Annotated in this window: 9 protein-coding genes; all 9 read right to left on the bottom strand. The window is 75.6% G+C overall.

The features are described from left to right. Position 1 precedes the first annotated feature (1 nt). The 9 genes from UXQ13_RS11855 to UXQ13_RS11815 all read right to left on the bottom strand — a co-directional run bounded on the left by UXQ13_RS11855 (position 2) and on the right by UXQ13_RS11815 (position 14,760). Positions 2-3,457 (bottom strand): ATP-binding protein, encoded by a 3,456-nt coding sequence (locus UXQ13_RS11855; RefSeq protein WP_336392353.1) that lies wholly within the window; start codon positions 3,455-3,457, stop codon positions 2-4. After that, on the bottom strand, positions 3,454-4,119 hold the full coding sequence (locus tag UXQ13_RS11850) for a DUF4194 domain-containing protein (protein ID WP_336392352.1): 666 nt from the start codon (positions 4,117-4,119) through the stop codon (positions 3,454-3,456). The genes UXQ13_RS11855 and UXQ13_RS11850 overlap by 4 nt, the downstream gene beginning before the upstream one ends. Continuing rightward, entirely contained in the window at positions 4,116-5,558 is a 1,443-nt protein-coding gene (locus UXQ13_RS11845; RefSeq protein WP_336392351.1) for a DUF3375 domain-containing protein, read from the bottom strand. The genes UXQ13_RS11850 and UXQ13_RS11845 overlap by 4 nt, the downstream gene beginning before the upstream one ends. 94 nt (positions 5,559-5,652) lie before the next feature. Beyond that, positions 5,653-7,857 carry a putative bifunctional diguanylate cyclase/phosphodiesterase gene (locus UXQ13_RS11840; protein ID WP_336392350.1) on the bottom strand — a complete coding sequence of 735 codons (2,205 nt, stop codon included), beginning with the start codon at positions 7,855-7,857 and terminating at the stop codon, positions 5,653-5,655. Between the two features lie 26 nt (positions 7,858-7,883). After that, a complete protein-coding gene (locus UXQ13_RS11835; RefSeq protein ID WP_336392349.1) occupies positions 7,884-10,064 on the bottom strand; it encodes a putative bifunctional diguanylate cyclase/phosphodiesterase in 2,181 nt (726 codons plus the stop codon). 70 nt (positions 10,065-10,134) lie between these two features. Beyond that, positions 10,135-10,956, bottom strand: coding sequence for a hypothetical protein (locus UXQ13_RS11830; RefSeq protein ID WP_336392348.1), 822 nt, complete (start codon positions 10,954-10,956; stop codon positions 10,135-10,137). Between the two features lie 226 nt (positions 10,957-11,182). Further along, a complete protein-coding gene (locus tag UXQ13_RS11825) occupies positions 11,183-12,379 on the bottom strand; it encodes an FAD-dependent monooxygenase (RefSeq protein WP_336392347.1) in 1,197 nt (398 codons plus the stop codon). A gap of 129 nt (positions 12,380-12,508) precedes the next feature. Continuing rightward, positions 12,509-12,859 (bottom strand): hypothetical protein, encoded by a 351-nt coding sequence (locus UXQ13_RS11820; protein ID WP_225235153.1) that lies wholly within the window; start codon positions 12,857-12,859, stop codon positions 12,509-12,511. Further along, the gene (locus UXQ13_RS11815; RefSeq protein ID WP_225235154.1) at positions 12,856-14,760 is read right to left on the bottom strand and encodes a primary-amine oxidase; all 1,905 of its coding nucleotides are present in this window, start codon (positions 14,758-14,760) and stop codon (positions 12,856-12,858) included. The genes UXQ13_RS11820 and UXQ13_RS11815 overlap by 4 nt, the downstream gene beginning before the upstream one ends. Position 14,761: the final 1 nt, after the last annotated feature.

The following is a 14,761-nucleotide window of genomic DNA, read 5'->3' as shown; positions in this document are numbered from 1 at the left end:
GTCAGGCGGTGACCGACCGGGCCAGCGCCCGGCGGGTGCGGTAGTCCTCGACGGTCAGGCACTGCAGCCGGGAGTCGTCGCCCTGCTGGTTGTCCACGTAGCCCAGCGAGGCCACGTAGGGCTCGATGACGTGGATCTTCTGCAGCGGGGTGACCACGAGCAGCTGCAGGCCCAGCCGGCCGAACAGGTCCAGGGCGAACCGGGTGGAGTCGTCCGAGCCCCGTCCGAACGCCTCGTCGATGACGACGAAGCGGAAGTTGCGGGCCAGGTGGGCGGCCGGGTCGATGCCGAACTGGTAGGCCAGCGAGGCGGCCAGCACCGTGTAGGCCAGCTTCTCCTTCTGCCCGCCGGACTTGCCCGCGGCGTCGGTGTGCGTCTCGTGCTCGGCGTCGTCGTGCCGCCAGCGCTCGATGGCGGAGAACACGAACCAGGTGCGGACGTCGGTGACGGTCCGGGCCCAGCGGCGGTCCTCGGCGGCGTGCCCGGCCCGGCCGCGCAGCCGCTGCACGATCCGGGCGATGCGGGCGAACCGCAGCTCCGGGTCGGCGTCGTCGACCTCGGTGCAGGCCCGCAGGTCCGCCCGGAAGTCCTCGATCTCCGGGGCGCCGCTGCGCCGGGCCTCCAGGGCCAGGTAGCGGCCCGGGTGGTAGTCGATGTCGTGCAGCGAGCCGTTGATCGCCTCGATCCGCTCGGTCACCTGCGCGGCCCGCCGCTCCAGCTCGGCCAGGAACCCGGCGATGTCGCGCACGGTGTCCTGCTCCAGGCAGGCGGTGAAGGTCGCCTCGGCGCGCGGCAGCTCGTCGGTGCGCAGCCGCTCGTGCAGCTCGCGGAAGGCGTCCGCGGCGTCCCGCGAGGCGTCCAGGCCGGTCGCGGCGGCCGGGTGCTGGGCGCGGAAGGCGGCCATGGCGCGCACCATCCGGGCCTCGACCTCGGCGCGCACCGAGGTCTGCGTGGTGCGCTCGCGCTCCAGCGCGGCGCGCAGGGTGCGCTCGCGCTCGTCGACGTCGTCCAGGTCGCCAGGCGGGGAGGAGGCGATCCAGCCGCGCCGGTCCAGCCGCTCCGGCGCGGTCAGCGCACGGTCGATCCGCAGCGCCCGGGCGACGGCCGAGCCGTCGTCCACGGCCTGGCGGGCGGGCACGGCGTCCCGGGCGTCGTCGGCGCCGGCCGCGGCCAGCCGGCGGCGGACGCCCTCCAGCACGCGGAAGGTCTCCCCGAGGGCGTGCGCGGCGGCGCCGCGGCGCTGCTGCAGGGTGGCCTGCGCCGAGGCCAGCGAGACGATGTCGCGGCGCAGGTCGTCCATCGCGCCGTCCAGGCCGAAGAGCACCCCGGAGGCGGCGACCAGCAGGTCCCGCTCGCGGCCGAGCTCGGCGATCTGCCGGATGGCGCCCTGCCAGTCCAGCGCCTTCCAGTTGTCGTAGGCCGACAGCTGGGCGAGGTCCCGGCCGCGGGCCACGGTGCGGGCCCGCTCGGCGCGGACGGCGTCCCGGGCGGCGGAGAGCTCGCCGAGCTGGGGCAGCAGCGCGTTCTCCGCGGCGCCCAACGCGCGGACCTTGCCGGCGTTGTCCCAGCCCAGCACCTGGTGCAGCGGGTCGCCCATCGGGTGCCGGTCGTCCAGGGCGTGCCGGCCGGTGCGGTCCTTGACCTGGCCGGTGCGGGTGACCGCGACCGGGGTGCGGCGGAACTCCTCGATGTCGTCGACCCGCAGGTGCGGCGCGCGCAGCGCCACCTGGGTCTCCACCCAGGCGGCCAGCGGGCTGGAGCGCACCTCGAGGGTGGCGGCCAGCGACTGCGGGGCCGGCATCGGCGAGGCGGCTGGCAGCTGGGCCGGCAGCGCCAGGTAGGCGAGCTCCGCGCCCAGGTCCTGCTCCTCGACCCAGGCGGTCACCGCGGCGTAGTGCTCGTGCGGCACCAGGACGGTCAGTGCGAAGTCGCGCAGCACCCGCTCGGCGGCACCGGCCCACTCGGCGTGCACGGGGGAGACCCGGACCAGCTCGCCGGCGAAGGGCAGCAGGCCGGCGTCCACCGACAGCGCGGCGGCCAGCCGGTCGCGCAGCCGCAGGGAGTCCCGGGGGACGACGCCGGCGCGCCCGCGCAGACCGGTCAGCTCGTGGCCGATCGCGGCCGCCCGGGAGCGCAGCGACGCCAGGGCCACCTCGACCTCGGCCAGCCGCTCCTCGACCTGGGCCTCGCCGTCCACCGCGCGGGACAGGGCCTGCGCGATCTCGGTGCGCCGGGCGACGAAGTCCTCGACGTCGGTGACCGGGTCCAGGCCGGTGGCCTCCAGCAGGCCGGCGAAGGTGCCGGCCCGGGTGCGCCGCTCGCGGCGGGCGACCTCGAGGTCCAGCAGCTGCTCGTCGATGTAGCGCAGCCGCTCGCCGCCGTTGCCGGTGCGCTGCATGGTCAGCGACAGCTCGCGGGCGCGGGCGAGGTCCAGGTTGGTGATGCCCTGGCTCAGCGCCCGGTCGGTGGCCGCGACCTCGGCGCGCTGCGTGGTGGCCTGCGCGGACAGCAGCTTCTCGCGCAGCCGGTCGGCCCACACCGGGAGCGCGCCCAGGTCGGCGTCCACGGTGACGATCTGCTCGGTGAGCACCGCGTGCCGGTCGGCGTCGGCGAGCACCGGCGCGAGCTGGGCCAGCTGGGTGCGGCCGGTGACGACGGCGTCGTGCGCGCGGGTGAGCTGGTCGACGTGGCCGAGCAGCCGGTCCACCCAGCCGGCGGAGTCCCCGGGCTCGAGCAGCAGGTCGCGGACGAAGCCGTTGAGGTCGCCGACGGCCTTCATCGAGACGGTCTGGTGGAACAGGTCCATCGCCTGCTCCGAGGCGATGCCCAGCCGGTTGCGGTAGACCCGGCCGTACTCGGTGAAGGTGCCGAACACCTCGACGTCGACCCGGGCGGACAGCCGGCGGCGCAGCGCGGCCGGGTCGCTGCCGAACTCGGCGAGGTCACCGGCGATCGAGAGGTCGCGGTCGGCGACCAGGTGGAACCGGTCGGGCTGGCCGACCTCGCCCGAGCGCAGCCAGAACACCTGGCCGAGGGTGACGGTCTCGTCCAGGGCCTCGTTGCGGAACACCGCGAGCAGCGCCGTCCAGGTGCTGCCCGGGCGCAGGCCCACGGTGCGGGGGGCGCCGGTGGTGTCGCTGCGCTCGGCCCGCCAGTGGCCCTGCACGTAGGAGCGCAGGTCGCGCTCGCGGGTGGGGGCGCCGGCGGCCTCGTTGTAGGAGACCCGGGCCGCGGGCAGCAGCAGCGTGCTCAGCGCGTCGACGATGGTGGACTTGCCCGAGCCGATGTCCCCGGTGAGCAGGGTGTTCTGGCCGTCGGCGCGCAGCGTCCAGACCCGGCGGTCGAAGGTGCCCCAGTTGAGCATCTCCAGGCGGTCCAGCCGGAAGCCCGCGCGGGTGCCGGGGGCGTCGTCCTCGGTGGTGAGCAGCAGGTGCGGCACCGGCGGGGTGGTGGTCACAGGAGGTCCTCCTCGATGTCGGCGGAGAAGGCGGCGGAGAACGCGCCGGAGGCGGCGGCGGGGTGCTGACCGGCGTACTCGGCGAGCTTGGCGTCGAACTCGCCGAGCCACTGGGCGTCGACGAAGGCCTTGAGCACGCGGCGCACCTCGAACCCGCCGTCGGGTCCGGGCATGCGGCGCAGGAAGCCCAGCTCGACGACCTTGGCGATGTGCCCGTCGACCTGCTCCACCAGCCGGTTGCGCCGGCCGGGGTCGGGCAGGAAGTCCGCGAGCAGGTCGACCAGGGCGGCCCGGGTCAGCACCAGCCGGCCACCGTCGCCGGCGTCGGCCACGACCAGCTCGCGGCGGAGCAGGGCCAGCAGCAGGCTGACCGGGAAGGACAGCGACCGGCGGGCGACCAGCCGGGGGAGCGGCCGCTCGGTGCCCGGGTCCTCGGGGCGCTGGCGCAGGAAGGCGTAGCCCTCCCGCTCGTCGACCACCGGGACCAGCCCGAGGACGGCGACGTGGTCGCGCAGGTCGGACTGCAGGGCGGTCAGGTGCCGCCAGACCTCCGGCGAGCTCTCCCGGTACAGGACACCGCGCATCAGCGTGGTCACCACCAGGGGCAGGTCGAGCTCGGCGCGGGCAGGAGCGGCGTCGAGCTCGGGCAGCAGGGCGGTCATCGGGGGTCCTCCACGGGGATCAGCCGCGCACGGCGGCCGGCGGGGTGGGTGCTGCCGGCGCGGGGACCGGTGTCCCGGCGGGCGTAGACGACGCGGGGCAGGGTGGCGCTGCGGGGGAGACCGTCGGGGTCGGTCCAGCTGACGGTGTCGTCGTCGTCCCGGTCGTCGGGGACGTCGTCGTCGGCGGGGAGCGGGAAGACGACGTCGAAGGCGTCGTCGCGCAGGGACAGGTAGGCCATCAGCTCGGCCAGGCCGTGCTGCAGGGGGTGCTGCTCGAGCACGGTCGCCAGCTCCACCCGCGGGCGCTGCAGCAGCGCGCGCCGCACGTGCGCGGTGAGCGGCACCGGGTCCACCTGGACCTGGCCGAACAGCGCGGTCGCGGCGAAGTCCTCGTCGCCGGCGTCGGGCCGGGCGCTGTCCACCGCGGCCCGCCGCGGCGGGGCGTACAGCGGGCGCTCGACCGGCAGGACGACGGTGGGGGCCAGGTCGTCGAGCTCAACGGCGAACCCGTCGAGCGGGGTCAGGCCGGCCGACAGCCGACGGGCGCACTGCTCGATGCCGCCGAGCAGCTCCAGCACCCGGCGGTTCTCCCGCCACACCCGGTCGTCCAGGCCCGAGCGCAGGCCCTCGGTCAGCCCGCGCAGCACCATCCGGGTGTGCTCGGCGGCGATGACCAGGTCGTGCTGCACCCGGCGCAGCTGCGGGTCGGCGCAGGTGCGCAGCGCGGGCAGGGCGTGCACCCGGGTGAGCAGGTCGGTGAGCTCCTCCTGCAGGCGCGGGGAGAGCAGCCGGTCGTAGCAGGCGAAGAAGCTGCGGCCCTGGTCGCCGTCGGCGATCCCGCGGCGGCCAGCGGCGACGTCGAGGGCCAGGGAGCCGTCCCCGCCGGCGATCCGGTCGCGCAGCTCGCGGTCGCGGTCGCGGAAGGCCGCCTCGACCGCGCGGAGATCGGCGAGCAGGCCTCGGGCGGTGCGGGCCAGGTGCAGGTAGCGGTCGCGCTGGAGAGTCGGCTCTCCGTCCCCGGAGGCCAGGGAGCGGAGCAGGTCGACGACGGAGTCCAGCCGGGCGGCGGTGTCCACGAACGGCCGCGGGGCCAGCCCGGCCACCCAGGCGATGGCCAGCTCGGCCGCCGGGGTGGCGTCCATGACGGGCTCGTCGGAGCCGGGCGGGTACCAGGCGCGCAGCCAGCCGCCGTCCGGGCCGGCCCAGCCGTCCAGGTAGCCGCGGGCGTCGACCTGGGCGCGGGGGGTGCCGTCCAGGTCGGCCAGCAGGTCGCCCAGCCGGTCGGCCAGCTCGCCGGCCGGCAGCCCGTGCGCGCCGCCGGTGACGAAGACCCGGGACAGGAAGGCGATGACCAGCGGGGCGTCGTCGGCCCGGAGCAGCCGCCAGGCAGCGTGCTGCTGCAACGCCGCGATGGCATCGACGCTGTCGTCGACCCGCATGCCCCACCCCTCCCGCTCGGATCCCCTGATCGCGGCGACAGTAGGTCCGGCCGAGCAGGAATCCCGGGCAGCGCTCCGAGGTGTGACCAGTGAGCTACGTGGGGTTACCGGCCCGCTGCGTGCTGATCAGCTCGTCGCTGGGGACCGGGCGGCCGAACAGCGACCCCTGGCCGGCGTCGATGCCCAGCCGGGCCAACCGGGCGCACTGCTCGTCGGTCTCCACCCCCTCGGCCAGCACGCTGATGCCCAGGGCACCGGCCAGCCCGACCAGCCCGCTGAGCAGGGCGCCGGCGGCGTCCGGCCCGGTGATGGACCGGTCGAGCTTGAGCACCGAGACGGGGTAGCGCTGCAGGTAGGCCACTGACGTGTAGCCGGCGCCGAAGTCGTCCAGGCTGACCCCGACGCCGGCGGCCGCCAGCTCGCGCAGGGTCTGCACGCCGGCGTCGGCCGGCAGCTGGTCGTGCTCGGTGATCTCCAGGTGCAGCCGGTGCGGGTCCAGCCCGGTGTCGGCCAGCACCCGGCGCACCCGGTCGGCCAGCCGCAGGTCGGACATCGTCGAGCGGCCCAGGTTGACGCTGACCGTCCAGGTCGGGTCCGGCCAGGCCTGCGCCGCGGCGCAGGCCTCGCGCAGCACCCAGGCGTCCACGTCGGCGCCGTGCCCCAGCTCCTCGGCGACCGGCAGGAAGGTGTCGGGGCCCAGCAGCCCGCGGCCGGGGTGCGCCCAGCGCACCAGCGCCTCGCAGCCCTGCACGACGCGGGAGGGCAGCGCGACCAGGGGCTGGTAGAGCAGCACCAGCTGGCCGGCGTCGGGCTCGCCGGCGACCAGGCGGCGCAGGTCGGCGCCCAGGGACAGCTGGCCGAGCACCTCCTCGCGCTGGGCGGTGGCGAACCGGGTCGCCGCCCCGCGGGTGGCGCCCTTGCTGGTGTAGAGAGCGACGTCGGCGTCGGCCAGGGCCAGGGGCAGCTCGCTGGCGCCGGTGAGGTCCACCCAGCCCGCGCTGCAGCGCACCGGCAGGGCCCGGTCGGTCGGCCCGCGGTCGAGGACCACCGGCGCGCGGAAGGCCGAGGCGATCACCTCGGGCACGCCGACGCCGTCGGGCGGCAGCAGCAGCACGAACTCGTCGCCGCCCGAGCGGGCCACGGTGCCCCGCTCGCCGACCGCGGCGGCCAGCCGCAGCGACACCGCGACCAGCAGGCGGTCGCCGGTCTCGTGGCCGTAGGTGTCGTTGACGTGCTTGAAGTCGTCGACGTCCAGCACGGCCAGCCGGCCGACCACGACGTCGTCCGGCGTGCCGGGCGGGACCAGGTCGTCGAAGGCGATCCGCAGCCCGCGCCGGTTGGCCAGCCCGGTGAGCGGGTCCTGCCGGGCCTGCTGCTCGCTGCCCCGGATGGTCTGCGCGCCGCGGACGATGGCCAGCGCACCGACCACGGCCGCGGCACCCAGGTAGGCGGTGGTCGGCAGGTGGCCGGCGTCGTCGACCAGCCAGAGTGCGACCGGGACCAGCACCAGCGGGGTCAGCCCGAGCAGGCGGGCGGACTCCGACCGCAGCCGGGACAGCCGGGCGCCGGTGAACGCGGTGCGCATGTCCGGGTGCAGCGAGCCGGCGACGAACAGGCACACGGCCGCCGTCCAGAGCACGCCGGTGCCGGCCTGCGGGCCGGGCAGCCGGACGCCGTCGGCCGACGAGAGGCAGTCGTACGCCGCGGCGCCGACCCCGCCGGCCAGCAGCAGCCGCATGCTGGGGCCCAGGTCGGCGCGCGAGGCGGCGAAGCGCAGCAGCAGGCAGATCAGCACCAGGTCGAACGGGGCGACCGAGGTGGCCCACGGCACCCCGGGTGCCATCGCCGCGGCCACCGACTGGGCCACGGCCAGGACGACGACGGCGGCCACCACCAGCTGGTCGGTGCGTCGTCCCCACGTCTCGCGGCGCGTCCGCCGGCGCTCGTCGGGCCCGCCGCGGCGCTGCCGGCCGAACAGCACGCCGAACAGGCCCAGCGCGACCGCGATGCCCACGGTCTGGACGACGACGCCGGTGGTCGGGGCGGAGGTGGCCAGCGCGAGGGCCACCAGCCAGCAGGCCAGCATCGCCGACACGGCCAGCCAGGGCCCGGGCCGCGGCGGCCGGTGCCAGCGGACGCCGACCAGCGGGGCGAGCACGGCCAGCGCGGTCGCGGTGAGGACGGCGGACACCCGGGTTGCCGGCCAGATAGCGGCCGGCACCAGCACGAGGGTGAGCGCGACGGCGAGGGCGAGCACCCCGGTGGCCGACGAGGCGGCGCGTCGGGTGGGGGTGCTCACCGGGGCATGGTCCCGCACCGGGGGGATCAGGTCGCCTGGAGCACGTCGAGCTGGTCGGCGGGGACCGGGCGGCCGTACAGCCAGCCCTGGCCGGCGTCGATGCCGAACGCGGCGAGCCGGGCGTGCTGCTCCTCGGTCTCGATGCCCTCGGCGAGCACCGCCATGCCCAGGATCCCGGCCAGGCTGGTGATGCCGGCGATCAGGTCGTCGCCGGCGTCGGCGCCGGTGATGGAGCGGTCGAGCTTGAGCAGGGTGATCGGGTAGCGCTGCAGGTAGGCCAGCGAGGTGTAGCCGGTGCCGAAGTCGTCGAGGCTGATCGCGACGCCCAGGTCGGCCAGCTGGCGCAGCGCGTCGACCCCGGCGTCGACCGAGAGCTGGTCGTGCTCGGTGATCTCCAGGTGCAGGCGGTGGGGGGCCAGGCCGCTGCAGGCCAGGGCGTCGCGCACCTGGTCGGCGAGGTCGGGCTCGGTCATCGAGGAGCGGCCCAGGTTGACGCTGACCGTGCGGTCCAGGCCCTGCTCGGCCCACCGGGCGGCCACCTGGCAGGCCTGGCGCAGGACGAGGGTGTCCACGGCGGCGCCGTGGCCCTGCGCCTCGGCGACGGGCAGGAAGGTGTCGGGGCCCAGCAGACCGCGGGTGGGGTGCTGCCAGCGGACGAGTGCCTCGCAGCCGAGCACGAGGCGGGTGCGCAGGTCCACCAGCGGCTGGAAGACCAGCAGCAGCTCGCCGGCGTCACCGTCCCCGGCGATCAGGCGGCGCAGGTCGTCGCTGAGCCCGATCTGGCCGAGCACCTCGTCGCGCTGGGCGGGGGCGAACTCGGTGGCGGCGCCGCGGCGGCTGCCCTTGCTGACGTAGAGGGCGATGTCGGCGTCGGCGAGGGCGAGCGGGAGCTGGCTGGCGGCGGTCAGCGGCACCCACCCGGCGCTGCACCGGACCAGGGAGCTGTGCGGCAGCGGGCCGCGCAGGGCGAGCGGGGCGCCGAACGCGGCCGTCACGATGTCGGCCACCGCGGGGGCGTCGGGGCGCAGCACCAGCACGAACTCGTCGCCGCCGGAGCGGGCGACGGTGCCGGTGTCGCCGACGGCGGCCGACAGCCGCTCGCCGACCGCGATGAGCAGGTGGTCGCCGGCCTCGTGGCCGTGGGTGTCGTTGACGTCCTTGAAGTCGTCGAGGTCCAGCAGGGCCAGCCGGCCGACGTGGTCGGCGCCGGGGCGGGCGGTGAGCAGCAGCTCGTCGAAGGCGATCTGCAGGCCGCGGCGGTTGGCCAGGCCGGTCAGCGGGTCGCGGCCGGCGTGGCCCTCGCTGGAGAGCAGGGCCTGGGCGCCGCGGACGATCGCCAGGGTGGCGACCACGCAGGCGGTGGCCAGGTAGACCAGCCAGGGCAGGCGGCCGGAGGGGTGCAGCACCGCCAGGGCCAGCGGGACGGGGGCCAGCGCCATCAGGCCCAGCACCCGCCCGGACTCCGGGCGCAGCCGGCGCAGCGCGGAGCTGCGGAAGGCCACGGCCATGCTCGGGTGCAGGGCGGCGACGACCATGCAGGCCATCGACACCGCCCAGATGACCGACAGCACGCTGTCCAGCGGCTGCAGGCGGATGCCGGTGGTGGAGGCCGCGGCGTCGTAGATGCCGGCGGCCACGCAGCCGGCGATGAACAGCCGGATGCTGGGGGTCAGCCCGGCCCGGGAGAACGCGAACCGCAGCACGACGGCGATCATCAGCACGTCCAGCGGTGCCCAGTAGGCGCTGGCCGGCGCCGAGGCGGCGCGCGCGGTGGTGAGCACCTGGGCCGACGCGAGGCCGATCAGCAGGACGAGGGTGACCTGGTCGGCCCGGCGCCCCCAGACGGCGCGCTCGTGGGTGCGGCGGTCCACCGGACGGGACCGGACGTGCTGGGTGAACATGTAGAGGACCAGGCCGACCCCGAACAGCGTGCCGAGGTCCTGGGCGTACTCGCCGAGCACGGGCCAGCGGGCGCCGAAGGTGATCGACAGGGTCCAGCCGGTGAGCATGCCGGTGGCCACGACCCACGGCAGCAGCCGGGCCGGGCGGTGCAGCAGGCACCCGACGAGCGGGGCGAGGGTGGCCAGCAGGCTGATCGCGACGACCGCCGCCGAGCGCGTGGCGGGGAGGAACGCGAGCACCAGGGCCGCCACGGCGCCCACGGTCAGGACGTCGGGCACCCGGGACCTGCTCGTGGGGGCGCTCACCTGCCGGTTGTCGGCGTTCCGGTACCGGGCCTTGACCCGGGACCGGCCGCCTCACCCGCTCGGGGGGGTGCTACCCGGCCAGGTCGGCGCAGCCGGACTCGTCGGGCAGCAGCGGGCGGAAGGTCACCGCCCAGGTGGCGGAGCCGTCGGTCCAGGGGGTCAGCCCGTCGGCGTCCTGCGCGGCGCTGCGGACGGCGGAGGCCTGGGCGCCCGCGCTCACCGTGCACCCGATGCCGGGGGCCACCGACTCCCCGGGGAGGGGGGCGCCGGGCCACGTCACCGGGTCGCGCGCGAGGTCGGGGTCCGCGACGTAGCTGCCGGCCAGGGCGGCCACCGCGCTGGGCTCGTAGGACTCGCCGTCCCCCTGGACACCGGTGAGCCGGTCGACCAGGTCGGCCAGCGCCGTGCGGGCGGCGGCCTGGTCGGCGGTCAGGGCGGGGTCACCCTGGCCCTCCTGCAGCGCGTACACCTCGCGGGTGCTGGTGCCCGCCGCGGTGACCAGGGTGATCGTGGTGGTGGTCGCGTCGGCCAGGCCGGGGGAGCCCAGGTCGCCGGTGGCGGTCACCCCGGCGTCCAGGGCGGCATCGACCAGGTCGGTGACGGCGTCGTCGTCCAGCCTCGTGACCTGCACGTTCGGCCACGCCGGGGCCGGGTAGATCGCCACGACCGGGCCCTCGGTGATCACCCGGCCGTCGCGGTAGACGCTGACCAGCGGCAGCCGGCCGAGGTCGGCGCCGGGCGCGGTGTACCCGCCGCCCTGGGTCACCCGGAGCACCAGCGCGTCGGGGTCGGCGCCGGGTGCGGCAGGGGAGTCCTTCGGCCCGCAGGCGGTGAGGGCGAGGACGGACCCGATGACGGACCCGAGGACGGCGAGGGCGCGGGAGCGGGTCACCCGCGCAGACTCACGCGTTCCAGGGCTCCTGTCACCCTGCAACGCCGGAGTCTGCCCGGACGGCGTGAGTCTGCGGTCACCCGTCAGGGATCCGGTCACCGTGCACCGTGACCGGATCCCTCTGCGGTGACCGGCTGTCCCGGGGCCGCAGAAAGGTCACCCCACGGTCATCGGGTCGCGTCGTGGCGCGACCCGATGACTGCGCGGTGACCTGCTGCGGCACGGGTCAGGCGGCGGGCCAGGCGGGGAGCTCGTACTTGTCGGCCGGGGGCGTGGTGAACCGGCCGGCCACCCCGCCGACCTTGGCCGCGAGCGGACTGGCGGCGACCCGGAGGACGGCGCCGAAGGCCCGTCGGCCGAGCTCGGTGCGCGGGTTGGCGACCTGCGGCACGCCCGGGGGCAGCGACTGGCCCTTGTCGACGAAGGGCCGCATCCGCTGCTCGTACTCGGCGAAGGCGGTGCGGTGGTCGGTGTTCCCGGCCAGCGCGGCGGCCAGGGTGTACGCGCCGGTCAGCGCCAGGGTGGTGCCTATCCCGCTGACCGGGGTGGCGCACCAGGCGGCATCGCCGACCAGCGCGATCCGGCCGGTCGACCAGCTGTCCAGGTGCACCTGGGCGAGGTCCTCGAGGTAGAACGGGGCGTCGTCCAGGGCGGCGAGCACCCGGTCGGTCTGCCAGCCGGCGCCGGCGAACGCGCGGCGCAGCGCGGCGACCTGCACCTCCCGCGGCTGGTCGTCCAGGCCGCGGGTCTCGGTGATGACGTTGAGCGAGGCGCGGATGGTGCCGACGTCGTCCGGGCGCAGGTTGACCCCTCGGCCGCGGCCGGCGACGTACCAGCGCCACCAGTCGGTGTCGTCGTCCTGCCGCGGGATGGTCAGGTAGGCGATGACCATGCCCAGGTACTCGCGGGAGGCGGCCGGGAACACCAGGTCGCGGCTGCGGGAGCTGACCCCCTCGGCGAGGACGACGAGGTCGAACCGCTCCTCCCGGCCCGAGGCGAAGCTGACGTCCACGCCGTCCAGGTCCTGGGCCAGGCCGGCGATCTGGTCGTCAAACAGGTAACGGACGGCGTCGCGGGTGTGGTCGTGCAGCAGCTCCCCGAGCCGGCCGCGCAGGATCTCCATCTCGGCCGTGGGCCCGGAGGTGTCGTCGGTGCTGGCCGGGAACCGGGCGAGCTCGCGGCCGCCCTCGCCGAGGAAGACGGTGCCCTGCTCGCCGGTCCCGGCGGCCAGCGCGGCGTCCTCCAGGCCCATCCGGCGCAGCACCTCGCGGGCGGCACCCCGGACGTCGATGTTCTGCCCGTCGTCGCGCAGGGCGGCGAACCGCTCGACGACGGTGACCTCGTACCCGGCGCGGGCGAGCCAGGAGGCGGTGGTGGGTCCGGCGATGCTGGCGCCGGAGACGAGCACGGTGGGGGAGGGCACGCGCCCAGCATGCGCGCCCGCCCTCCGCGGCGTGGATCAGCTCCGACGGGCGATGCGCATCCTCAGCCACCGACGTCGGCGGCCGAGGATGCACGGTCGTCGTCCCACCTGATCCACGCCGTGGACGGGTCAGCGGCGGGCCGGGCGGAGACCCCAGGCGGCCAGGGCGAGCTGGGCGACCATCAGCCACACCGGCAGCGTCGTCCCGCCGTGGTGGTGCATGCCAGCCATGAGCTGGACGTGCAGCACCAGCATCCCGGCGTCCAGCAGCGCGACGGTGGCCCAGGTGCCGCGGCTCGGGCCCGACCACAGCCGGCCCGCGCACGGCAGGCAGGCCAGCGCCAGGCCGACCATCGCCCAGGAGCCCAGGGAGTCGCGCTCGAGCAGCCCGGCGTGCACGACGACCGAGACCAGCGACAGCGCCACCGCCGTCCGGCCCGGTGTCAGCGCCCCGGACCGGACGGCGACCGCGCTGGTCACCCCTTGCCCGCGCAGTGCGAGGACGTCGACGCGGGGATCCCGAGCGCGGGGTTGGCGTCGAAGAACCCGACCGGCTTCAGCACGAAGCCGGCGTAGTCGGTGGGCATGACCGGCCAGTCCTCCGGCCGCGGGAAGTGGGTCAGCCCGAAGGTGTGCCAGAGGACGACGTCGGTGTCCTCCAGCGGGGCGTCGCCGGAGATGAACGCGGGCAGACCCGCCGCCCCGGGGTGCTGGTTGACGAAGTCGCCCGCGGGATAGCGCTCGGCCGGGTCGTACTCCGTCACCCACAGCGACTTGGTGGCGAAGGTGGCCCGCTGGTGGATGGAGCTCTCGTCGTCGGCCAGCAGGACCGGGGCGTTCTCCGGGTGCAGCGCGTAGCCGACCGGCTGGCCCAGGCGGTTGGTCTTGCCGGGGTTGACGACGTGCCAGGTCCGGCCCTTGGTGGCGTCGGTGGACCGGCCGCTCTCGGACTCCCGGGTGATCGGGGTCAGCGAGCGGGTGAAGGCGTTGCCGTAGGGGTTGGTGTCGCTCATCGGCACCCGGACGGCGTCCACCTCGTGCACGGTGTTGCCCGAGCCGTCGGCGGCGTCCACGGCCATGTCCAGCCGGGCGGAGAACAGGTGCTGGTGGAACGGCGCACCCAGGCCCGGGGCGATCTCGGTGGCGTAGGGGTGCTCCTCGCCGCGGTAGGCCGAGGTGAACACCACGCCGGTCGCCTTGGACTCCAGCTGGATGGTGCCGTCGGTGTAGAGGTACCAGTAGAAGCCGTAGTCGTAGTTGCCGATCGTGGTGAAGAAGCTGACCACCAGCCGCCGCGAGCGCCGGGTCTCGGCCATCCCGGTGAACATGTCGGTGTGCTTCCAGGCGACGCCGTAGTCCTCCTCGTGCATGCAGATGGCGTTGCGCATGACCCGCGGGGCGCCGGTCTCGTCGGCGATGGTCGCGTCCAGGTACTGGATGTCGCCGAGGCAGTCGCAGCCCAGCTCGAGGGAGTTGGTGTACCGGGCGAAGAGGTACTCGCCGGTGTCGAAGTAGTTCTGCCAGAACCGGACCGGTGAGGGGTCGGCGTAGGGCACGACCATCTCGGCGATCGAGGCACGGTGCACGACCGACCGGCCGTCGATGGAGAGCTGGTTGATGGTCAGGCCCTCGCGGACGTCGAAGCCGATCCGGAACTCCCAGCCGGCCCAGCGGACGACGTCGTCCTCGAGGGTGAACGAGCGGCCCTCGGGCTGGGTGATCTCGATCGGCTTGAGGTCGCGCGGGGTGCCCTCCAGCGAGACGCGCTCGGCGGGCACCGGCAGGTCGAAGTGGTCGTGGACGGCGGTGGTGATCCCGCGGGTGATGTCGACGTAGGCGACGACGCCGTCCACCGGGTGCGCCCAGGGCAGGTCGTCGGGGTCGGCCTGGTGGAAGCCGAGCACCCGGACGACGCGGTGCCCGTGCTCCTCGGGGTAGTAGGACCCGGCCGACAGCGGGACGGCGCGGACGTCGGCGACGTCCAGACCGCGCTTGGCCATCGCGGCGACCCAGCCCTCGTCGGCGGCAAGGATCGGCTCGATCGCCTCGAACTCGGCATCGGTGATCGGCACCTGGCCGTCGGCGACGCCGTCGATCTCGGTGTCGGACACGACGGTCCCGGCGGTGACCGAGACCAGGACGTCGCGGCCGGCGCCGGTGGCGCGGTCCAGCAGCAGCAGCCGCAGCCGGCGCTCGACCGGGCTGCCGGGGGTGAACTCCTGCACGTCGCGCTTGTGCGGCTCGGCCAGGCCGACGTAGACGAACACGGTGCTGGGCTGCACCAGGCCGGCGTCGGCGACGAGCCCGCGGGCGATCTCGATCTCCTCGGCGGTCATCCGGGACAGCGGGTGGGTGGCGGTGCGGTTCTCGGTGGTGGTCATC

The organism is Klenkia terrae (assembly GCF_037083865.1).
In the GTDB taxonomy this organism is placed as follows: Bacteria; Actinomycetota; Actinomycetes; order Mycobacteriales; family Geodermatophilaceae; genus Klenkia; species Klenkia terrae.
Note: the sequence above shows the minus strand (reverse complement) of the source record. Positions and strands in the feature narration are given on the sequence as shown.